Source organism: Citrobacter sp. C13, from assembly GCF_014596815.2.
In the GTDB taxonomy this organism is placed as follows: domain Bacteria; phylum Pseudomonadota; class Gammaproteobacteria; order Enterobacterales; family Enterobacteriaceae; genus Citrobacter; species Citrobacter portucalensis.
Window position 1 is genome coordinate 70,298 of the sequence record NZ_CP115027.1, and the last position, 20,973, is coordinate 91,270.

The window sequence follows — 20,973 nt, forward strand, 5'->3', positions numbered from 1 at the left end:
TCAGTCGCCTCCCAGGGTCTTTTCACGCTCAAGGTCTCGCACCGTTTCGCGCTCCATCTGCTGCAGGCGGTCCCGCTGCACGCTCTCGCGCACCACCTGAGACACCGCCTCATCCCGGCGGCGTTCTTCCGGCGCATCCGGCAGCGTGAGGGGAGATGCCGGCGTTTCTTTTATCCGATCCATATCCCGCACCACATCCCGGACGGCGACGTCAGCCCCTCCGGCCGGCCTGTCGCCGCTGCGGGCCATCTCGCGGACCGCCTCTTCGGCACGCTTATCCAGCTCCCGCTGCACCTCAGCCTCCCGGGCCTGCTGTGCCAGCACCTCCGGCGGCACCGTTTCTGCGGGCTGCGTACCAGTGGCATCGGGCAGGCCGTCGGCCCAGACCCGACCGCCGGTAATGGCGCCGGGGTTCCACGGTCGCGCCTCGCCTTCGAGCCGCACCACCACGCCGCTCTGCGGATTCTCCCTCGCGAGCCGCACGCCCTCTTCCATATCCCGCGCCAGCAGCGACTCGCCGTTACGGCTGGCCTGCAGACCCGCAAACGCCGCGTCCCCGCTGCCCATCACCCGGCCTTCACCAGCGAGCCCCTTAAGCTGCCCGTCTCCGGACGTCAGGGCGCTCAGCCAGACGCCCGCCTTCCTGCCGTTGCGGTCGAAGGCCGGGAGCGCCACGTGCGGCTGCGGGTATTTACGCCCCGGCGAGATATATTTCGCCATCGAGCCCTCGGGCTGCAGCCCGGCCTGGCGCAGCGCGGCGCGACCGGCAGGCACCTCACCCAGCGCTTTTGCCGTCGCCGTCAGGCGGGCGGCATTCGCGACGGCGCGGTCGCCGCGCGGCTCCAGAATGTCATGCGCCGTACTTTTCGCCTGCGATTTTTCCATCGCGGCCACCCACTTATCCCGGTTGTCGGTATAGACCTGCGCGTGCTGCTTCATGCGGCTCAGCGCCACGTAGGCTGACTCGAAGCTCACCATCCGCTTACGTCCGCCGTCCGTACCCTGCAGGGAGATGGAGAAGGGCTCGCTCGCACCCTGTGAGCCTTCAACGGTGACGGCATAGGCCAGGTCGATGTGCTGCTCTGCCTGCTCGGCTGACGGCGTGAGCGTACGGGTCTGTTTCCCGTCCGACAGCGTGACGCTGTCACCTTTTATCTCACTGACCGACCAGACGCTGTTGGCCACGAAGCCCCGCTCGTTGTCGCTTTTCGAAAAGCGCATCCGGTCGCCTTCCGACACGGTAATGGTGTCCTGACGGTAGAGCGTGACGCCCTCTGTCGCCGCCTGCGCGGGCGACAGGCTGCGGGTGTTGCCCTGCGCATCCTTCAGCATCACCAGGTGCGCCTCCCCGTCCAGCGCCTCAATGCTGTAATAGGTGCTGTCCAGCAGAACCAGGCTGTCGCGGGATGCCTCCCACGTTGCCATGCGCCGCAGCTCCCCGTCGCGGATATTGGCAGGCGTGAGAACCGGCAGCGTGACCTCTTTTTCGCCCACCTCGCCGGCACCCTGACGGGCGTCATGAATCATGGCGTTCACCTGGCGGCGGTCGGCGTTCAGGGCGGTGATAACGATGGTCTGCGCCTGCGCCTCTGACGTGCGCCCCGTGTAGTCCTTCACGATGGCCTCCAGCAGCGTCGCGGGCTGCCCGCCGGGCATCAGGTCGCCGGCCGCCACGGCTTTCGCAATGGCCTCCTCCCGTTCGCGGCTGAACTCCATGACGGAGCTGTCCGGCTGCCAGGCATCCGCCCTGCGCGGCACCTGTGCCGGCGCCACGCTCTCAATGGTCGTCAGGGCGCTGCCGATATCGCGGCTAATCAGGCTGTAGACGGCAGGTTTTAGTTCCGGCGTCTGGCGGACGATCTCCTGCATCACCGCCACGTCAATGGCGCTGCGCTTCTGCAGCAGGCGGAAGGGCTGGCCCGGGGCAATGGACTGCAGCTGGTCGGTATCCCCGCTGGAGACCGCGCGCCCCCCGCCCCCGGCAATCAGGCTGTACGCCTTCGCCATGTCGGCGTTACCGACCATTGAGCTTTCATCCACGAGAAACAGCACGTTGCTGAAGTCCGTTCGTTCGCCGCCGCGCAGCTGCTGCTGCGTGTCGTGAATAAAGGCCGCCAGCGTCTGCGTTTCAGGCACGCCCGCATCGCGCATCTCGCTCACCGCCCGGTGGGTGGGGGCCACGCCGATAACGCGCGGCTGCTCCCGTTCCGGCAGCGTGCCGATGGCCGACATGACTGCCCGGAACTGGGTGGTTTTACCCACCCCGGCGTAGCCCTGCACCAGGGTAAAGCGGTCGGGGGATTCAAGTATCATGCGCGTGGCGTTCCGCTGCCCGTCGGTCAGGCCCGCCAGCTGCGCGTCCGGAACCTTATCCATCAGCGGGGTGACGGCCTCCTTTCCCTCAAGGACGTGGCGGATAATGCTTTTTTCAGCGTTGTACGACTGGCGTGAGACCAGCAGCTGCAGGCCGTTTCCCGGCGATACCGGCACCGACAGCAGGTCGCCGCTGCGCACCTGACGGTCCGCTTCCTTTTCGATGGCCTGCAGGCTGAGGCTGTCCTGCTCAAATTCTTTCGCGGCGGCCATCAGTTGCGGCTTCGTGAACGCCAGGCCGTTCCCCTCCAGCACCGGAATGGCCAGATGGATAGCCTGCTGCTCCGGCGTGTGCAGACCGGCCTTCTGGTGCGCCAGGGCATCATCGAGCCTGTCATGCCCCGCCGCATCCTTAATCTGTTCGGACACGACGCTCCAGGCAGACTGACGCGACAGCTTCTCCGTCGTTTTCTGCGCCGTCTGCGCGGAATAGAGCCGCACCGCCCGGCCGCTGAGCGCCAGTTTGTTCAGCGTGGTGTTATCCAGCTCGCGCTGCGACAGCGAGGCAAAAACCGTGGCGCTGTCGCTCACCGAGCGGCCCGGCGACTCCACCCAGCCTTGAACCACCTTCGCGGCGGTAAACGGGCTGTCGCCGGCGGGCAGGACCACGTCCGCCTTACGCCCCGGCAGGCTGACGACGAGCCCCGCCTCCCCGAGCGCCTTAACGGTCACCGTATCGCCTCCCCTGAGCCGCGTCCCCTGCGCCTGACCCAGCACTGCCAGACGGTCGCCTTCGGCCACCTGCAGCGTGCCGGTGCGGTACAGCGACCAGCTGCTGTTGAGTTCAGACAGGCGGGTCACCCGCGTCTCACCCTGGGCGTTGCGCAGCGTCAGGCTGTTGTTGCGGCCCGTCACGCGGTCAATGACAAAGCGTTCCCGGCTGCGCTCTTCGGCATTCCAGCGCTCCATGACCATCCCCTCCCGGTAGTGGTCGCGCACCTGCTGATGGCGGCTGTCGAGCCAGACCGGCTCCAGCGTGGTGATACTGACCTCCCGCTCGCCCAGCACCTTTTCCGCCTTAAGCGCCTCGCGGACTACGCCTGCGAGCACCGCCTGCTCGCGCGGACCGGTGACCTGCGCCACGCTGTGTTCACCTGCGCGGACGCTTCGGGCAAAGTCAGCGGCCAGGCGGTCATACCGCTGCCGCCGGTCAGGCTCGCTGATAACCGAGACCTGCGTCTTCTCACCGCCCTGCCACGCGAGCGTGCTCACTCCCGCTTCCTTCATGACGGTGAGGGCGCTGCCGGTCCCGGTGCGCTGGCCGCTGTCGGCAATCAGCAGCTGGACGTTATGGCGCAGCGCACCGTCGAGCAGCGTGAGCGTTTCTTTCAGGGTCAGCTTCTCCCCCTGGTCCACAATCAGCGTGCTGCCGGGCGTAAAGGCCATGCCCTCCGTCAGCCCCCGCCTGTCGGTGATATGCTCGCCGCTGAGGCGCTCATCCTGCATAAGGGCGCTGCGCGAACGCCTGTCGGCGGCGATAATCTGCACGTCACGCCCCTGTTCGCGCGCCATCATCGTCAGCTCCGCCACGCGCTCACGCTGGCCGGCCGCCCCGCCCTGACCCGAAATGATCGCCACCGGCGGACGGTCCTGGGCCAGGACACTCACGGCATCGCTGTATGACCGGCTGCGGGGCACGCTTTTATCCGGAAAAATGTCGGCCTGCCCCGTCCGCTGTAAATCGCGGGTCATCGCCGACACCGACAGCTCATCCAGCACGTGGATGTTCGAGGTAAACAGCCCCTTCTCTTTATCCAGCGGGATGAGCTGCTCATTTTTTATCGCCGCATCGATGCCGTCACGCGCCATCTCCACCATGCCCGACCGCGCGGGCAGCTGCCCGAGGGTGGTGGCCAGCAGTTCGGAATACGTGAACCGCGCCCGCCGGTCGCTCAGCATCGCGATGGCCTGCCCGACGCTGCTGTTAATATCAATGGCTTCAGGCGTCGTTGCGGGAATATTCCCCTGCACAACCCGCAGGTCTGCCGCCTCACGGTAGGCTTTAATGTCAAACCCCGTCTCTTTCAGGGTATGCATCCACTCGGCCATGCGCTGTTCGGGGTCAACCTTCTGCTTCGACTGGCGGGTATCGAGCGCCGCCACGTCGCGGGACTTCAGGGACGCGTCATCCCCGACCGCCTCGCTGATGGTCCTGCTGCGGCTGGAATACGGCTCCGTCGGTACGCCCTTCAGCTCCCACATGCCGTGTTTGCCGACCGTCTCAGTCTCATAGCCCATCGCCGCGACGTCATCCTTCAGCGCGGCACGATACAGGCGGCCAAAGGCAATCTGGTTGGCGTAGATATTCTCAATAAACCCGGTTTTACCCACTTTGTCGCTGCTGAGCGTTCGCCACTCATCGCCATGCTGAGTGGCATTGGCCACCACCGCGTGGGTGTGCAGCTGCGGCTCCTGGTCGCGGCTGGTATCGTGGTTAAACAGCGCCATCACCAGGTTGCCGGTCAGCTGCGTCTCGCTCCTGCCCTCCGTCATAACCCGCGTGGAGGCCATTGCCTCTATCTGCTTAATGGCGGTCTCCACCGCGCGGTTGTGTGCCTCAATAAGACGCTTGTCGCCTCCCAGCATGGCCATCACGGAGACACTTTTGGGCGCAGAGAAGGTGAAGTCGTAGCCCGGACGGTGTTTGTTCGCCCCGTCCTGAGTCCGGCTGAGGTCGCTGCCGTCCGGCAGGCGTCCCTCCAGAACCTTCGTAAAGACCTTCTGGTCCACCCCGCCGCTGAGCCCCAGCGCTTCAGCCCCTTTTCCGGCCCAGCGCTCGCCCATACTACCGATAACGTAGTAGTTGTCCTTGTCGGTGTAATAATTGCCCGCGCTGCCTGCGGATTTTACCGATCCGATGCTCATCATCAGATGTATCCTCCCGGCTCAAGATCCTTTTCAGGCGCCCGGTGAACGTTGATGTTCACTTCTTCACGACGCTGCCTCTCCTGAGGAGACAGTTCGTCCTGCTCCGCCTGCCACGCCTCCCATGCCGCCATATCCACTACTTCACCGCTTTCACTGATGCCGGGCGGCAGCTGCTCTGCCTCTTCCGCCTTTGTCTTCAGCTCAGGCTCCACACCGCCGGCGCCTGCCGCACCTGCTACGGATGCCGCGTCTGCAGCGCGGGGCGCGGGCGTCAGTTGCTGTGGCTGCTGTGGCTGCTGTGGCTGCTGTGGCTGACCAGCATTCTCCGCACCGCCCTCTGGCGCGACAACATCGGCATCCGGTTCAAAGAGCATGGCGATGCTGCGGGATTCATGTTCACGTGCAGCCAGCGCGGCATTCAGGCGTTCCTCCGCTTTCCCGTCGATGGTGCGCGGAATGAATTCCGGTGCCACCTTTGGACGCTGCTGATACTTCAGCGCCATTTTCACGGCAGGATAAGGTCCGGGAAGCGTGACGTAGCAGGAGAGATCCGGCAACGTCTGGACGTCGGAGTAACTCACCAGGGTGACGCGCTCCATGTCCTTGCCGACCGAGGTACCGTCGCGTACCGGGTCCACACCGTAGGAATACTGCTCGGACGCCTTGAGGATTTCTTTTTCACCGATTTCGCCAGCGGCGAACTCGGCGATATTGCGCGACGGCGAGCGGAAGAAGGCACGGGTGTTCAGCACGTCGAACAGCGTTTCCGCCGGCTTCTGCCCGTAAATATCTTCCAGCTGGGCGTAGGACTGAATGCCAATGACGTAGCAGCCGCCAAACTTACGCGCCTCCGGCAGGATCTCAACCAGGTCCGGCAGCTTGTGCAGGGTAGGCAGCTCGTCGGCGAAGATCCACACGCGGCGGTTACGGTTTTCCCCCATCGCCAGCAGCCCGCGAATGGCGATGGACAACCACATGGAGATAACCGGCTTGAGGGAAGCGTGGGTGTCAGCATTGGAGGAGATAAACAGCCAGCCGTTTTTACCATCCTCACGAACGCCGCGCATCCAGTCGCGTATGGTGAATGACTCGCCGTTATTTTCGATGCCCTGCAGGTAGCGGATAGCCTTGACGTAGTTGGTCAGCACGGCGCGGATGGAGATGGCCGTTTTCTCGATTTTCTCTTCCACCAGGTTCGCCGCCGGGGAGTTTTTCAGGTACGAGCGCAGCTTCTCAATCTTGATGGAAAGCAGCGTGTCGACCAGCTTGCTGTAGCTGCGGTCCTTGTCGTTGCGCATCAGATATGCGGCTTCGGCAAAGATGGTACGTCCCGACCCCTGCCAGAAGGGGTCTTCCTTCGTGCCCATAGGAATAAGCGTGTTGGAAACGTTGTCGAAGTCAGGCTGCGTCAGGCACTCCCGCCACAGGTCCCATGCAGCGCAGCGCGCATCCAGCGGGTTAAGGATTTTATCTGTGGCCGGATCATAGTAGCTTTTGACGAACTCACAGGAGCGGTCATACACGATGACCATATCGCCACGCTGGCGGGCGTAGTTCATCAGACGGCGGATAACTTCTGATTTACCGGCCCCGACGGTACCGTGCAGACAGAAGTTCTGGATCTCCGAGTCCTTAATAAGCGGCAGCTCACCGATTTTGATGTCGGATGCGAGACCGTCGCGCCTGAGCATTTTCGCCACCGCTTTCGGGTCGTCAGTCAGCTGGCGCCCTCCCGTTATCTCGTCCTCACTCTGCTGCTTACCCTGATGGCCCAGAATCCAGGTGGTGACAAAGAAGGTAATAACGCACACCACGGCCGCGATGATGGCAGCAAGAATAAAGGCCGTCCAGACCTGGTCGGCGCACCACTGGATATATTTGTCCTGCAGTATTTGCTGCGCGTTGTACTTCAGCTCATGGCCGTAATAACGGATGGTATAGACAGGCTGGGATTTAAAAATATCGCGCATGGGGGCCAGCGTCTGACACCAGTAATAAACCATGCCGTTCACGAACGTCTGCCAGGTCAGTTTAACCGACAGCGTAATCGCGACAATGATGCCGAAGAGAATGACGAGACAGTACACGATGATATTGGCAATTTGACTGAACATACGGATACGCATGCTCGCGATCTGACCGCCCTGGGTCATATCCTTAGCATTAAAACTCATATTAGCCTCATAGAGGTTGGTCTATATGTATAGCGACCATGATTTCAGAAAGCAATTGATTTAATGTCATCCGTTACAAAACACTAGGATGACATCATTTAACTAAAGGCGGGGAGATTATTAATAATGAATGTTATTTTTTAAGTAAATCACACGCTCCTGCATATCCATGTGAGCATGATTTTTTCAAATAGATATCTGCCATTCCAGAACCTGGAAATACACCATCACCTCTCATATAAGCCCCTGCCAAATTAAACTCAGCCTGTCCGTTATTTTTAATGGATGCTTTCTCCCACCAGATCACCGCCTCGTGCATATCCCTATTAACACACTCACCTGTAGAATACAGGTTTCCAATATTCAAATATGCCAACTCAAAATCTTTTTGAGCTGAGGAGTTAAGCAAATCCATTATTTTATCACAACGGGCATCTTTCAATAATCCATTTTTATAAAGCATTGCCAAGTCATTCTGAGCAGATGCATTCCCTGCATCTGCTGCCTTCCCCCACCAATAGCCTGCTTTTTTTATATTTTTATCAACACCTTGCCCATAACAATAGAGCAGACCTAGGTTATTTTGGGCATCTGAATTACCCTGAATCGCCGACTTATTAGTCCAATAAAAAGCTTTTTTATAATCACCAGATACGACCAAATACATTGCACCTAGCTTATATTGAGCTAATGCGTTTCCAGAATTCGCATCTTTTTTTAAGTTAGTGTAGTAGTCGTCGCTAGCCCTTACACTCAAGGTACACGACAGGAAAACAAAAACTCCCAACATCCCATAGAACACTCGCATTGTTTACCTCCATAAAACTAAATATTATATCCATACACAACCATGAAACTGACTATGAAATCCTACAACTCAATCTAACGCTTCCAACCCATTGGATAATTACTTTCCGGATTATAATTAACATTATCAAAGTCCACGGATTCAAAGTCATTATTTATAGAGTGGGCGCCATCTACCTTGTTTTTTTCAAGCCACTCTTTGATGCTTATACACCCGCTAACCTTATATAAATCCATCAATGTACCCACAATGAATACAAAAAAAGTAACAAGAGGAGGAGCCAGTGAACATATAGGCATTATCACATACCAAACTACCCTGTTGTATGTGTAGGGTTCAACACTGCCTTTATTCTTAGATATTTTATAAAACAAATAGATGAACAATCCTTGCCATAAGAGCACAGTTGCACCAATGAATACCACCTCCGTAACTAACCATCCAGCCAGATAACAAGCAATAGACTGAAACAACACTACCATGAATATCTGAAGCAGATTTCTCATCGCACCCTCTCTGGCATCCTGGGTGATGCTGCCAACTTACTGATTTAGTGTATGATGGTGTTTTTGAGGTGCTCCAGTGGCTTCTGTTTCTATCAGCTGCCCCTCCTGTTCAGCTACTGACGGGGTGGTGCGTAACGGCAAAAGCACTGCCGGACATCAGCGCTATCTCTGCTCTCACTGCCGTAAAACATGGCAACTGCAGTTCACTTACACCGCTTCTCAACCCGGTACGCACCAGAAAATCATTGATATGGCCATGAATGGCGTTGGATGCCGGGCAACCGCCCGCATTATGGGCGTTGGCCTCAACACGATTTTCCGCCATTTAAAAAACTCAGGCCGCAGTCGGTAACCTCGCGCATACAGCCGGGCAGTGACGTCATCGTCTGCGCGGAAATGGACGAACAGTGGGGATACGTCGGGGCTAAATCGCGCCAGCGCTGGCTGTTTTACGCGTATGACAGGCTCCGGAAGACGGTTGTTGCGCACGTATTCGGTGAACGCACTATGGCGACGCTGGGGCGTCTTATGAGCCTGCTGTCACCCTTTGACGTGGTGATATGGATGACGGATGGCTGGCCGCTGTATGAATCCCGCCTGAAGGGAAAGCTGCACGTAATCAGCAAGCGATATACGCAGCGAATTGAGCGGCATAACCTGAATCTGAGGCAGCACCTGGCACGGCTGGGACGGAAGTCGCTGTCGTTCTCAAAATCGGTGGAGCTGCATGACAAAGTCATCGGGCATTATCTGAACATAAAACACTATCAATAAGTTGGAGTCATTACCACCCAGAGGATAAAAAGGACCACTATATGCGTGAAACGGACATTGCTAACATCGGAGCATGTTACCGATAGGCTGCAGATCAAATCACCTGAAACAGCCTTTCTGGCTGTTTATCAATAATTATGGAAAAATGGCGAGTCGAGTTTCAGGGTAATAGAGGGATGTTTATGTCGGTTTTCCATAACTGGCTACTTGAGATCGCTGGCGGGAATTACTTCGTCTACATCAAGCGCCTTTCCGCCAACGATACCGGCGCAACAGGCGGTCACCAGGTTGGGCTGTATATCCCTTCCGGTATCGTTGAAAAGCTGTTTCCGTCTATCAACCATACGCGTGAGCTGAACCCTTCAGTCTTTCTCACAGCGCATGTGTCATCGCATGATTGCCCCGACAGCGAAGCCCGGGCTATTTATTATAACAGCCGTCATTTTGGTAAAACACGGAATGAAAAAAGGATCACGCGCTGGGGAAAAGGTAGTCCACTTCAGGATTCTGAAAATACAGGGGCTCTGACGCTACTGGCCTTCAGGCTTGATGAGCAAGGCGGGGACTCTACGGAAGTAAACATTTGGGTATGCGCCAGTCCTGATGAAGAGGACATCATTGAGGCCGCTATCGGTGAAGTTATTCCTGGAACGCTTATATCCGGACCCGCGGGGCTGATTCTTGGCGGACTACATCTACAGCAATTGTCCGTAAATCATAAATATGTTCTTCCTGAGGACTGGCACCTACGCTTCCCGTCTGGAAGTGAAATTATTCAGTATGCAGCAGGCCATTATACGAAAAATTCCCTTGATCCGGATGAGCAACTCATTGACCGCCGACGCGTCGAGTACGACATATTTTTGCTGGTTGAGGAACTACATGTTCTGGACATCATCCGGAAAGGATTTGGCTCTGTGGATGAATTTATTGCGTTGGCCAATTCTGTCAGCAATCGCCGTAAATCGAGAGCCGGGAAGTCGCTGGAGCTGCACCTGGAGCATCTCTTCATTGAGCATGGGCTGCGGCACTTCGCCACACAGGCAGTCACAGAAGGTAATAAAAAACCCGATTTCCTGTTCCCTTCCTCAGAGGCTTACCAGGATGCTGAGTTTCCCGCAGAAAATCTGCGCATGCTGGCAGTAAAGACTACCTGTAAAGACCGCTGGCGTCAGATACTGAATGAAGCTGATAAAATTCATCAGGTTCACCTGTTTACACTTCAGGAAGGAGTATCACAGGCTCAGTACCGGGAGATGAAGGAAGCAGGGGTCAAACTGGTCGTCCCATCATCGCTGCACAAAAAATACCCGGAAGTGGTGAAGGCAGAATTAATGACGTTAGGTGCATTTATTGCTGAACTGACAGGGCTTTACGCAGAACTTCCATAAATAATCTCCCGGTATAAATGCCGGGAGGATAAATCAGATACTTTCAATCTTGCCTGTATCGGCAGAAACTGCTTTCCGGATATAAGGTTCAAGCAGCTTGGCGACGGCTTCAAACACGGGCACCACTACGGAGTTACCAAACTGGCGGTACGACTGTGTGTCTGACACCGGTATACGGAAAGGCCTGCCATCTGGTTTTTCAAAGCCCATGATACGCGCACACTCACGCGGAGTCAGTCTGCGGGGACGATGCACCTGATTTTCTTCGTTCTCAAAGTCTTTTTCACCTATGGCCATATCCCAGCCGCGGTCTATCAGAATTTCAGACCCGTCCTTGTGATAACGTGCAGACAGTGTACGGGCAACGCTTTCCTTGTTTTCAGGATTGACGAGGCCAAAGCCGAAGCCATTTCCCTTAGCTGCATGCTTTTTGGCGTAGTTATAGAGATACTTCCAGAGTTTCGGCGTTAGGATATATTTGCTGTCAACCTCGGGTTCCAGCAACTCGCCAAATGACGGACGCTGTTCTGGATAAAAACGGCTGATATCACGCAGGGAAAAACCCTGGTGAATATTCAGGTCACGACGGAAACCGACCAGAACGATACGTTCGCGGTGCTGAGGCAGGAAATGCTTCCCGTCTATGACTTTAGGATCGTTTTTGCCTACTTCAGCCGCATCCGCAACTTCATAGCCCAGTTCGTCTAGGGTATCCATGATGACTTTAAAGGTTTTACCCTTATCGTGGCTCTTCAGATTTTTGACGTTTTCAAGCACAAAAATGGCCGGTTTTTTTGCTCGGATAATACGCGCCACATCAAAGAAAAGCGTTCCCTGCGCCTCACATTCGAAACCATGTGCGCGGCCAAGAGAGTTTTTTTTGCTCACGCCAGCAAGGCTAAACGGCTGACAGGGGAAGCCTGCCAGAAGTACATCATGATCCGGCACATGCTGATCAATGTAAGCATAGGCATCATTTTCTGGTACTTCAGGTTTATCACTGAGCGTGACTTCCCGGATATCGAGATTGAACGTGTGTGCATGCTCGTCGTTAAACCAATTGGCTTTATACGTGCGCACAGCCTCTTTATTCCATTCACTGGTAAAAACGCACTGGCCACCAATGTTTTCAAAGCCTTTTCGGATACCGCCAATGCCAGCAAACAGGTCAATAAACCGAAAGGCATAATCTGGGTGTTGTGCAGGTGCTTCCGGCAGCATTTTTCGTAGAAGCATTTCTTCGGCTGACGTCAGCGACTTAGGTGAGCACTTACCATTAATCCAGCGATTAAGGGTCTCGCGACTCCACTCATTTTTGCCGACTTTTCTGAGCAGTTCAGCCACGTACTTTTGGTCATAGATTTCCAGTACTTGCTCAAGCAGCTTTTTATCAATTTCCTGTCGCAGTTGTTCTTCTGCTGCTGCTTTCTCAAGCAGATTCTGCGCCAGCAATTCAAATTCAGACATGTTGCCTCCATTGGGTCTTATTGGTGAAACTCTATCACTCATTTGACCCAGAGTGAATTTTTTTGTCTGGATATTTAAACAGGATTTATTACTGGCGTTGATTAAATCCTCAAGTTATTCAAAAAAATACTTTTGGAAGTGGCTTAGTTGAGGAAGGCAGCTTTGTATCGTGGCAGGGATAGGAAGGTGCTATCTGGCAGTTTAATACTCATATCCGAACTTTAGACACTTCTGGATTCGTCAAAAAGGCCTGCTTATTAGCAGGCTCAATTGAATTGGATATATGGGGGGCAAACCCACACATCTAGATCATATGCTCAGGCCGTTTCCTGTTGTGCATCATCGTTCGACGCCTCGACATTAAGGAGCAGCCTGTCACATTCAGCAATAACGTATTCCGGGATAAGATCGAACCGCGTAGGATCGAGTTGGCAGATAAACTCATTCTCAATATGATAGGTCTCGTTCACAAATTTCCGGATGACACGGTTATCGGCCTCAGGTTCCAGTAGTCGAAACACTTGCAGTTTTTCATATCCACTAGTGCAACTTCGATATAACGAAAGGATTTTTTCAGGATCATTAAGCAAGCTCAGCATATGGGCGTAATCAAACCCTGGAATACGTTTAGTGATGGTATTGTAGCCATTAAAAAGGCTCTCCGGATCCATTGTCGGATACCCTGCATCTTCAATCAGAGGCACACGTGTGTCTATTGGCTCCTCACGGCGGTGAAACAAGTTAGATAGTACCTGATAAACATCACCTCGATTGTCCATGATTTCATAATGCCTGCGCAGATAAATGAGCTTGATAAGGTCATCGCTGCCGGATTCGGTGACTACTTTGCAGATTTGAGCAAACGTCAGAATATCGCTTTCGCGAATAGGTAATTCAGTTATAGTGCCGGCGCTATAACGTAAATAGGATGCAGTAACTTGATTACTGAACAACTTTCTCACCGACTTCAAGGTGTCAATGATTGGCTCAACGTCATGTGTAAGCATCAGTACTGTCTGGTTTTTCAGACACTCGGATGAGTCACGGCGGAATAACATCTCAAGGATGGCAAATTTTTTGTTTTTATCAAACGAAGATATAGGATCATCGAGAATAATAAGGTGGGGCTTACGAGCCAGACATTCGTACATAAACAGGACGATCGAAAAGGCATTACGCTCGCCATAGCTCAAATGTTGGCTACCTCCACTGAGGTAGCCGGTATAGTCGACATGGCGAAGCTTAAGACGACACTGTTCTCCATCGCCAGAGATATCTACCTGGTAGCGGTAGCCGGCATATGCCAGAAACGTGTTGATATCCTTCTTGTGTTTCTGAATCAGCCGCTGCATGCCTGCACGCTGCTTGTTGATTTGCCCTTGTAGCTGGCCAGCCTGGGAAATGAGGCCATCTAACGAGGCGTTCAGTTGCTCGATAGTTGCAAGGGTTTTATCAGATTGCAGCTCGGAAAAATACTTCACGTCCAGACGGAAAGAAGCTAAAGAGGCACGAATATTTCTGGCGTCGTTAAAAGTAAAACTGTTCAGGGTTTTTAATGTTGAGAGCATGGCTAGAAGATTTTCTGTCTGCTGCTTGACGGTAACAAGGTAGTCTTCATGCCTTTTCTGCAATCCCCCCTGTAGCGTCGTAATTTCCCTTAGTCGAGAGCGCGCAGTTTCGGAAAAATAGTCGCCAAGTTTATCAAGTACGGAGATGATACCTACCAGATTTTTGATCACGGCCTTGTCATATTCAGCGCTCACTTTACTAATTTGTTCTGCTTTTTCGTGAGAATCCCCCGTACAGAAAGGGCAGCACCCCTCAGAGAGCGAGTAGAAATTTTCATACCCTTTGGTCTGCCATTCGATCCACTCTACATTACGAGGGCTCTGAATAAATAGCTGATAAGGTTCTAATCCAGAGGGAATATGCTGCAGCTTGTTACCCCCAGCCAAGCCCTTCATCCCTGTAGAGGCTTTAGACAGGCCCTTACTTGTAAGCTTGAACGCGCCGCTAAGCTCCTGAAGATGTGTAATAAAGAGCTCAAGCTCATCATTACCGCTGAATTCCTGTCGGATAGCCATTACCATCGAGTCGATCTCTCGTTCGGTTTGGTTGTAGGCTTCTGTTTTGATAAAAATGTCAAAGCTGTTACTGACCAGTTCATCAGGTTGAAATGTGAACTGAGATACGTACTTTTCATCAAAGCACATTACATCCTGAATATGCTCTGTACCCATTACACTGGGCTGAAAATCAGCAGGATTCGCAGCTCGAAACTTAAAAGGTAGCAGACTGTTAAGACCGTCTGCATCCTGGGTAACACTGTGCATAATGGCACGGGATATGGTGCTTTTACCCGTGCCATTTGGGGCGAACTTAATGTTAAGCTTATTTTCTGATAGTGTAATGCAAGCTTTATCGATGTTATTGCAGTAGCTGATTTCAATATCCATTGAAAAATCCTTCTAATGTGCTGATATGAAGAAGAATGCATCTATTTTATAAAACCCATAACGGTAGTCTGTTCATTTAACCATCGCATGAGGGAAGCTTAAACAGATAGCTGAATACCTACTCCCCGACGATTAATATACGAAATTGTTAGTCGTTTATCTTGGTATATGGGAACAATTTCTGACACCTGCTTTGCGTTTATAGCAACTATTTAAAGCATGAATTATTTATGTAGATTTTCTATTCCACATAAACGCGAGCCTGAGTAACCGTGTGGTCGCCCTGCTGGAAGAGCTGTCGCCCCGCGTCGAACAATACTCAATTGACGAATGTTTCCTGGATGCCCGAGGAATTGGCCACTGTATGGATCTGGAGGATTTTGGCAGGCAGCTGCGTGGGCATGTTCTCAGTGGAACCGGACTGACGATCGGTGTCGGCTTCGGCGCCACAAAAACACTGGCCAAATCGGCGCAGTGGGCGTCAAAGGAATGGCCACAATTCAGTGGGGTGCTGGCGCTGTCGCCCGAAAATCCACGCAGAACGGCAAAATTACTCAGCCTGCAGCCGGTGGAAGAAATCTGGGGCGTGGGGAACCGGATAGCGAAAAAGCTGCACGTTATGGGGATCACCACTGCCCTGCAGCTGTCGCTGACGAACCCCACATTTATCCGGAAAAACTTCAACGTAGTGCTGGAGCGCACGGTACGTGAGCTGAACGGCGAGAGCTGCATTTCGCTGGAGGAAGCGCCGCCGCCGAAACAGCAGATTGTCTGCAGTCGCAGCTTCGGGCAGCGGATCACCACCTACGAAGAAATGCGCCAGGCCGTCTGCCAGTATGCCGAGCGCGCGGCGGAAAAGTTGCGCGGTGAGCGACAGTACTGCCGGCATATCAGCACCTTCATCAAGACGTCCCCTTTTGCGGTTAATGAGCCGTATTACGGTAACGTGGCCACGGAAAAACTGAACACCCCTACCCGTGACACCCGGGACATTATCGCGGCAGCGGTCAGGTCTCTGGACAGGATCTGGCTCGATGGCCACCGCTACGCAAAAGCGGGGATAATGCTCAATGATTTCAGTCCGAACGGCGTCGCGCAGCTGAATCTGTTCGATGACGTGCAGCCACGGCCGCACAGCGATGCGCTGATGAAGGTGCTCGACGGCATTAATCATTCCGGACTCGGGAAAGTCTGGTTTGCCGGACGGGGTATTGCGCCGGACTGGCAGATGAAACGGGAGATGCTGTCACCGGCATATACCACCCGCTGGAAGGAGCTGCCGGTTGCCCGTTTCTGACCGTCGAAATGACAGACGGGACTTGCTGCAAGAGCTTACTTTACCGATCATACAGATGACTTGTCTCAGGGGGGAACCATGACAAATATCATTCTGTGTGATGTGACTGCCAGCATCAGCGAACTTAAAAACGATCCGGTGGCCACCGCCAGTGCCGGCGGCGGCTACCCGGTCGCGATTATTGACCGCAACCGCCCTGTTTTTTATTGTGTGCCCGCGGCTCTGTATGAACAAATGCTCGATGCGCTGGACGAAAAAGACCTGGTGCAATTGATCACAGAACGTCAAAACCAGCCGCTGCGTGAAGTGGATCTCAATCAGTATCTGTGATGTGCTCCGGTGCGAGGAGCAAGGAATGTATTAAATCAATGTTAAGGAACAATATGGGTAGCAAAATCGCAGGTGTGGTTTTCTTATTCTTCACTATCTGGGGAATGGCTTCAGTGATTGAATTGCAGTACTGGCGTAACGCTGATACCTATCCTGTCTGGCTGACAAAACATCTCCGGATCTCTCCCGAAAATAACGAAAAGAGCCTGATAAGGATAGGAATGGAAACCTTTGACAAGGTATGTGGTGATAACAGGGGCCTCCTTGCCGTCACCCAAAAACAAAACGGTATGTTTATGCGCTGTGATGATTCCCCCGGATTTTTTTCATGGTTCAGCGGCGTTTACAAAGTCAGTTAATCAGATAACGTGTTGGACTTTCAATATGTTACCCACACGGTTATCCCCCGTTACTGTGGATAATCAATATATTGTGTCTCAGACAGCTGCTTTTTCTACCATATGTTGTGTCCCTGATATCCCCTCGGACGGCGTGACAAACGACATCACACTGGAGACGCTGATGACGGGACCATGTTCATCCAGGGTCGTAAGAACGGCCGGGACTGGTTACCGGCCGGACGAAGGACCGGCCAACGCGCAGCGGCGGCAGCTGGTTTTAAAAATGCTGGCGGAAATTTAAAATTAAGCCGCACACCCCGCGAAATTTTGCAAATTTCACTCAACATGCTTCGTTCAGATCCCAACAGAGCTTTCACCATCACCTGTAATAGCCGCCCTGCTGCGTGATTACTCCGCTCAACAGGTTGCTGGCGACAAGCCAATACCTGTTCGTGACAGGCATTGCTTAACCGTTGTCCCAAACTAATAATGTGCCGACGATGCAGGTGGGACCGTGGTCCCAGGCCGATAAGCTGACCGGCGATGCAGGTGGGACCGTGGTCCCAGGCAGATAAGCTGACCGATGACGCAGGTGGGACCGTGGTCCCAGTCAGATAACCTGACCGACGACGCAGGTGGGACCGTGGTCCCAGACAGATAACCTGACCGATGACGCAGGTGAGACCGTGGTCCCAGTCAGATAACCTGACCGATGACGCAGGTGGGACCGTGGTCCCAGACAGATAAGCTGACCGATGACGCAGGTGGGACCGTGGTCCCAGGCAGATAACCTGACCGACGACGCAGGTGGGACCGTGGTCCCAGTCAGATAACCTGACCGATGACGCAGGTGGGACCGTGGTCCCAGGCAGATAAGCTGACAGATGACGCAGGTGGGACCGTGGTCCCAGGCAGATAAGCTGACCGACGATGCAGGTGGGACCGTGGTCCCAGGGAGATAACCTGACCGACGACGCAGGTGGGACCGTGGTCCCAGTCAGATAACCTGACCGATGACGCAGGTGGGACCGTGGTCCCAGACAGATTACCTGACCGGCGATGCAGGTGGGACCGTGGTCCCAGGCAGATAAGCTGACCGACGATGCAGGTGGGACCGTGGTCCCAGGGAGATAACCTGACCGGCGATGCAGGTGGGACCGTGGTCCAAGGCAGATAAGCTGACAGATGACGCAGGTGGGACCGTGGTCCCAGAGAGAATATTCAGGCCAGTTATGTTTTCTGGCCTGTGAGAAAGGAAATGAAGTAAAGGGAGATCACCGTAGAATAATGCGTGTCCGCATCAGACTCCTGGTTTCTCAAGCTCCTTAAGAATGGCTTCTATTTTCTCTATACACTCCGCAGGAATGCGGGACTTATCCAGGTTAAGCACCATTTTATCGCCCTTATACAATGCTGTTGCCCCTGGAGCAAACTGATGACGTGAGCTCAGATTAACTCTTGATGCGGGAGATTGTTTCAGTACGGATGTTAAAAGACTAATGACCTCTTCAGCTTCAAAGATTAGTCCCGCTTTCTTCTGATCGTGGAGAGTCTCAGCCTGCTGCTTCAGTAATTCTTCTTTATCTGCAAAAGCCTTCTGAAGGGCTTCACCTGACCGGGCAGACAGTTCTCCAGGATGTGCAAACAGGGCAACAACGGATTTAGGCAGTTTGGCCGTATTAATACAGCGGGTAATGATCTTACGAGAAATGTTTTCCGCATCGGCAAGCGCAGAAATATTTCCTGCAAACTCATTCTGCAGCCGGCTTGTATAACGCAGGCCACGTTCATAAGCACTCGTCGGCCGATAATCGTTACCCAGTCGGGACAATGCAGCCATCTGCTCATCGTCCAGTTCACCAACCAGAACGCGATAATCACTTTCCGTCAGGATTGCGGCTTTACGGCGACGGCTGCCGTCTGCAATTTCTATGACATCAGAAACCCGGCGGCCGAAAGCTGGAGTCTGCTGACCGGTCAGTAAAAATGAAGGAATGAGATCATCCAGAGCATCTTCGGTAAGTAGTTCCTGATCGCGCTCATTGCCTGACCATACGCGTGAAGCGCTCTCAACAGAGTCTCCCCGGAGCACCTCAAGGGTAAATTTTACTTCCCGTCCACTTACCGGAAGAGAGATTGCATTACCGCGGGCCATAGCACCCACGCGCGCAATTAATGAATCCACCATCGGCGCGGCCGGCGCCGGTGATGAAGTATCTTCAGTCGATTGAGTATGTGTGGTATGTCTTGGAATGACAGGAGCACGCTTCATTATCTAATCTCCCAGCGTGGTTTAATCAGACGATCAAAAATCTCATTGCAAACAGGCTCCCAGATAGAGAGGGCATTACGCCAGGCACCGGTTGAAGAACGTTGATCAATAGCCTGTTCAAAAACGGTTCTCATACGGATCTGACCTTTGCCGACTTCATCCGTTTCGCGCACAACATTTTTAAGGACCATGCTTCCCCAGGCATCCCGAATTTGTTCTTCCATCCACGGGGACTGCGAGCCATTATTATTACTGTATTTGGTAAGCAGAATACGGACATCTGGCTCGAAGCCTTTAAGATCCACGTTCTTAAGCAGGTCACGAAGCATATCGAAAAACTGCAGTGCGGAGGTGTAGTCGAACAGCTCTGCCGGAGTAGGGACAATCAGAACATCAGCAGCGCATACAACATTTATCGTACCGATACCAAGGTTGGGTGCGCTGTCGATAACTATCACGTCATAATCATGAGCGACAGTTTCAATGGCCAGACGGAGCATCAGGTGCGGGTCAGCAGGTAATTTGCCTTCGTCAAATTTCCCCATCAGCTCGGTTTCAATGCGGTGCAGTGCCAGACAGGACGGGATGATATCAAGGCCAGGCCAGCAGGTGGGCTTTATAGCGTAGCTGGCGTCATCCTTTTCCCCAAGATAAAAGGGCAGGAGAGTGTCCTCAGCATGAATATGAAGATCGGGCACCCATCCGTGATACATAGAAGCAGTTCCCTGTGGGTCATTGCCTTCAACAAGCAGAACACGGAGTCCTTTCAGAGCAAGATCCTGAGCCAGGTGAACGGATACTGAGGTTTTGTAAACACCACCTTTGTGAGCTGCAACGCCAATCACCGGCGGAAACGCATCTTCAGCACGGCGCAGTCGTGTACCAAATACATCCCGCATGTGATTGATTTGTTCGATGGTATAACCAACGCGTTGCTCAACTCTCCCACGGGTTTCCATATCAGGGTGCGGCAGCCGGCCAGCTTTCTCGGCATCCCTGATAGCCTGAGATGACACGCCAACTAAATCTGCCGCTTCACCAATCCTCCAGCGCCGGGTTATTTTCCGGGCTTCCGGACTGTCATCATTAAACTGTGCAATGGCGATTGCTTTCGTCATTTCATGACCAGCACTTATGCACTGGTTGAGTGTATCCATGAGTCCCATACTGAACATCCTTTAATCATCACTTTGCATTATTTTATTAAATCTTGGAATTTATTGCAAAGCAACAATAAAATCGCAAAGTGCACGAAAAAGTGCAAAGTGAACCACATTGGGTAATGAAAGAACGCAGGGGATTACAAAAGAGTACATACCGCAGTCAATATTAATCACTGCCGCTCGCCGCAGTAAGCGATCTCACACAGTGAGAAAGCGGCGAGGAAGCGGAAAATCACAGAATTCACAGATTGCACGTACGTCGGGTTGCTAAAGATGGCTCGGGATCAGCCAGTTATAATGAAATTGACTGCGGTATGTAATATATTGACTATGGTATGATGCTTACCGCATCTGTGTCGAGGAAGAGGAAAGACGACTCAGCATACCGCAGTCAATGTTTCATTGTTGTACCTGTAGATCTCAATCTTCCAGAGCGTATTCAGGAAAATAAGGCCAGGGTTCTGGATATCTGGTGTGGCGCTTCCGGGCTTGTATCTGGGTTATTCATGGTCTCGATCCAATAATTGATCCCAAGGAGATCATAATGAGATCCAAAAGAGATCCCCGGATCGCTCCAGCATGCGCTGTAACTGGCTTTAACGTCTGTCTGGATCGACTGTGGAATGTAAAATGTTGACTGTTATATGCATAATCTAATACTGTGATATGCAACGGTATTTACTGAGGTATGTATATCCGTTGACTGCGATACGTATTACTACATCCTTTTGTGGATAACCGTTGAGGATCAAG

12 protein-coding genes and 1 pseudogene are annotated in these 20,973 nt (G+C 53.4%); 5 read left to right on the top strand and 8 right to left on the bottom strand.

The window, feature by feature from the left end; all coding sequences use genetic code 11:
- The 4 genes from traI to IB222_RS26050 form a co-directional block, all read right to left on the bottom strand.
- Positions 1 to 5,241, bottom strand: a complete 5,241-nt coding sequence (traI, locus tag IB222_RS26035) for a conjugative transfer relaxase/helicase TraI (RefSeq protein ID WP_023307204.1) — start codon at positions 5,239 to 5,241, stop codon at positions 1 to 3.
- Positions 5,241 to 7,415: a type IV conjugative transfer system coupling protein TraD gene (gene traD, locus IB222_RS26040; protein WP_149385136.1), complete on the bottom strand. Its 2,175-nt coding sequence runs from the start codon at positions 7,413 to 7,415 to the stop codon at positions 5,241 to 5,243. Before traD ends, traI begins: the two co-directional genes overlap by 1 nt.
- Positions 7,416 to 7,548: 133 nt before the next feature.
- On the bottom strand, positions 7,549 to 8,223 hold the full coding sequence (locus tag IB222_RS26045; protein WP_065945171.1) for a tetratricopeptide repeat protein: 675 nt from the start codon (positions 8,221 to 8,223) through the stop codon (positions 7,549 to 7,551).
- A 74-nt stretch (positions 8,224 to 8,297) separates the two neighbouring features.
- Entirely contained in the window at positions 8,298 to 8,729 is a 432-nt protein-coding gene (locus tag IB222_RS26050; RefSeq protein WP_008324118.1) for an entry exclusion protein, read from the bottom strand.
- A gap of 76 nt (positions 8,730 to 8,805) precedes the next feature.
- Here IB222_RS26050 and IB222_RS26055 point away from each other — a divergent pair.
- Both IB222_RS26055 and IB222_RS26060 read left to right on the top strand, forming a co-directional pair.
- Positions 8,806 to 9,503, top strand: a protein-coding gene (locus tag IB222_RS26055; RefSeq protein WP_095033700.1) for an IS1-like element IS1B family transposase whose coding sequence is annotated in 2 segments (ribosomal slippage) — positions 8,806 to 9,055 and positions 9,055 to 9,503 — 699 coding nt in all. Because the reading frame shifts where the segments join, the coding sequence is not laid out codon by codon here.
- A 176-nt stretch (positions 9,504 to 9,679) separates the two neighbouring features.
- The gene (locus tag IB222_RS26060; protein ID WP_148661854.1) at positions 9,680 to 10,894 is read left to right on the top strand and encodes a type II restriction endonuclease; all 1,215 of its coding nucleotides are present in this window, start codon (positions 9,680 to 9,682) and stop codon (positions 10,892 to 10,894) included.
- Between the two features lie 33 nt (positions 10,895 to 10,927).
- On the opposite strand, the gene IB222_RS26065 is transcribed toward IB222_RS26060, so the two are convergent.
- Both IB222_RS26065 and IB222_RS26070 read right to left on the bottom strand, forming a co-directional pair.
- Positions 10,928 to 12,361 (bottom strand): DNA cytosine methyltransferase, encoded by a 1,434-nt coding sequence (locus IB222_RS26065; protein WP_065945180.1) that lies wholly within the window; start codon positions 12,359 to 12,361, stop codon positions 10,928 to 10,930.
- A 317-nt stretch (positions 12,362 to 12,678) separates the two neighbouring features.
- The gene (locus IB222_RS26070; protein ID WP_065945181.1) at positions 12,679 to 14,817 is read right to left on the bottom strand and encodes an AAA family ATPase; all 2,139 of its coding nucleotides are present in this window, start codon (positions 14,815 to 14,817) and stop codon (positions 12,679 to 12,681) included.
- Positions 14,818 to 15,061: 244 nt separating this feature from the next.
- On the opposite strand from IB222_RS26070, the pseudogene umuC reads away from it, so the two are divergent.
- From umuC to IB222_RS26085, 3 genes and pseudogenes are all read left to right on the top strand, one after another.
- Positions 15,062 to 16,114: pseudogene (gene umuC / locus IB222_RS26075) on the top strand (translesion error-prone DNA polymerase V subunit UmuC); the annotation flags it as partial.
- Between the two features lie 78 nt (positions 16,115 to 16,192).
- Positions 16,193 to 16,444: a plasmid stabilization protein gene (locus tag IB222_RS26080; RefSeq protein ID WP_004118488.1), complete on the top strand. Its 252-nt coding sequence runs from the start codon at positions 16,193 to 16,195 to the stop codon at positions 16,442 to 16,444.
- A 53-nt stretch (positions 16,445 to 16,497) separates the two neighbouring features.
- Positions 16,498 to 16,803, top strand: a complete 306-nt coding sequence (locus tag IB222_RS26085; RefSeq protein ID WP_008325193.1) for a hypothetical protein — start codon at positions 16,498 to 16,500, stop codon at positions 16,801 to 16,803.
- A 1,282-nt stretch (positions 16,804 to 18,085) separates the two neighbouring features.
- Here IB222_RS26085 and IB222_RS26090 read toward each other — a convergent pair.
- Together IB222_RS26090 and sopA are read right to left on the bottom strand one after the other, a co-directional pair.
- Positions 18,086 to 19,057, bottom strand: coding sequence for a ParB/RepB/Spo0J family plasmid partition protein (locus IB222_RS26090; RefSeq protein ID WP_004206785.1), 972 nt, complete (start codon positions 19,055 to 19,057; stop codon positions 18,086 to 18,088).
- On the bottom strand, positions 19,057 to 20,223 hold the full coding sequence (gene sopA, locus IB222_RS26095; protein ID WP_000523812.1) for a plasmid-partitioning protein SopA: 1,167 nt from the start codon (positions 20,221 to 20,223) through the stop codon (positions 19,057 to 19,059). Before sopA ends, IB222_RS26090 begins: the two co-directional genes overlap by 1 nt.
- Positions 20,224 to 20,973: the final 750 nt, after the last annotated feature.

Coding starts and splice junctions, on each gene's coding strand:
- IB222_RS26090 (WP_004206785.1), bottom strand. CDS start 19,057: ATGAAGCGTGCTCCTGTCATTCCAAGACATACCACACATACTCAATCG.
- IB222_RS26060 (WP_148661854.1), top strand. CDS start 9,680: ATGTTTATGTCGGTTTTCCATAACTGGCTACTTGAGATCGCTGGCGGG.
- IB222_RS26080 (WP_004118488.1), top strand. CDS start 16,193: ATGACAAATATCATTCTGTGTGATGTGACTGCCAGCATCAGCGAACTT.
- IB222_RS26085 (WP_008325193.1), top strand. CDS start 16,498: ATGGGTAGCAAAATCGCAGGTGTGGTTTTCTTATTCTTCACTATCTGG.
- traI (WP_023307204.1), bottom strand. CDS start 5,241: ATGATGAGCATCGGATCGGTAAAATCCGCAGGCAGCGCGGGCAATTAT.
- IB222_RS26070 (WP_065945181.1), bottom strand. CDS start 14,817: ATGGATATTGAAATCAGCTACTGCAATAACATCGATAAAGCTTGCATT.
- IB222_RS26065 (WP_065945180.1), bottom strand. CDS start 12,361: ATGTCTGAATTTGAATTGCTGGCGCAGAATCTGCTTGAGAAAGCAGCA.
- sopA (WP_000523812.1), bottom strand. CDS start 20,223: ATGGGACTCATGGATACACTCAACCAGTGCATAAGTGCTGGTCATGAA.
- traD (WP_149385136.1), bottom strand. CDS start 7,415: ATGAGTTTTAATGCTAAGGATATGACCCAGGGCGGTCAGATCGCGAGC.
- IB222_RS26045 (WP_065945171.1), bottom strand. CDS start 8,223: ATGCGAGTGTTCTATGGGATGTTGGGAGTTTTTGTTTTCCTGTCGTGT.
- IB222_RS26050 (WP_008324118.1), bottom strand. CDS start 8,729: ATGAGAAATCTGCTTCAGATATTCATGGTAGTGTTGTTTCAGTCTATT.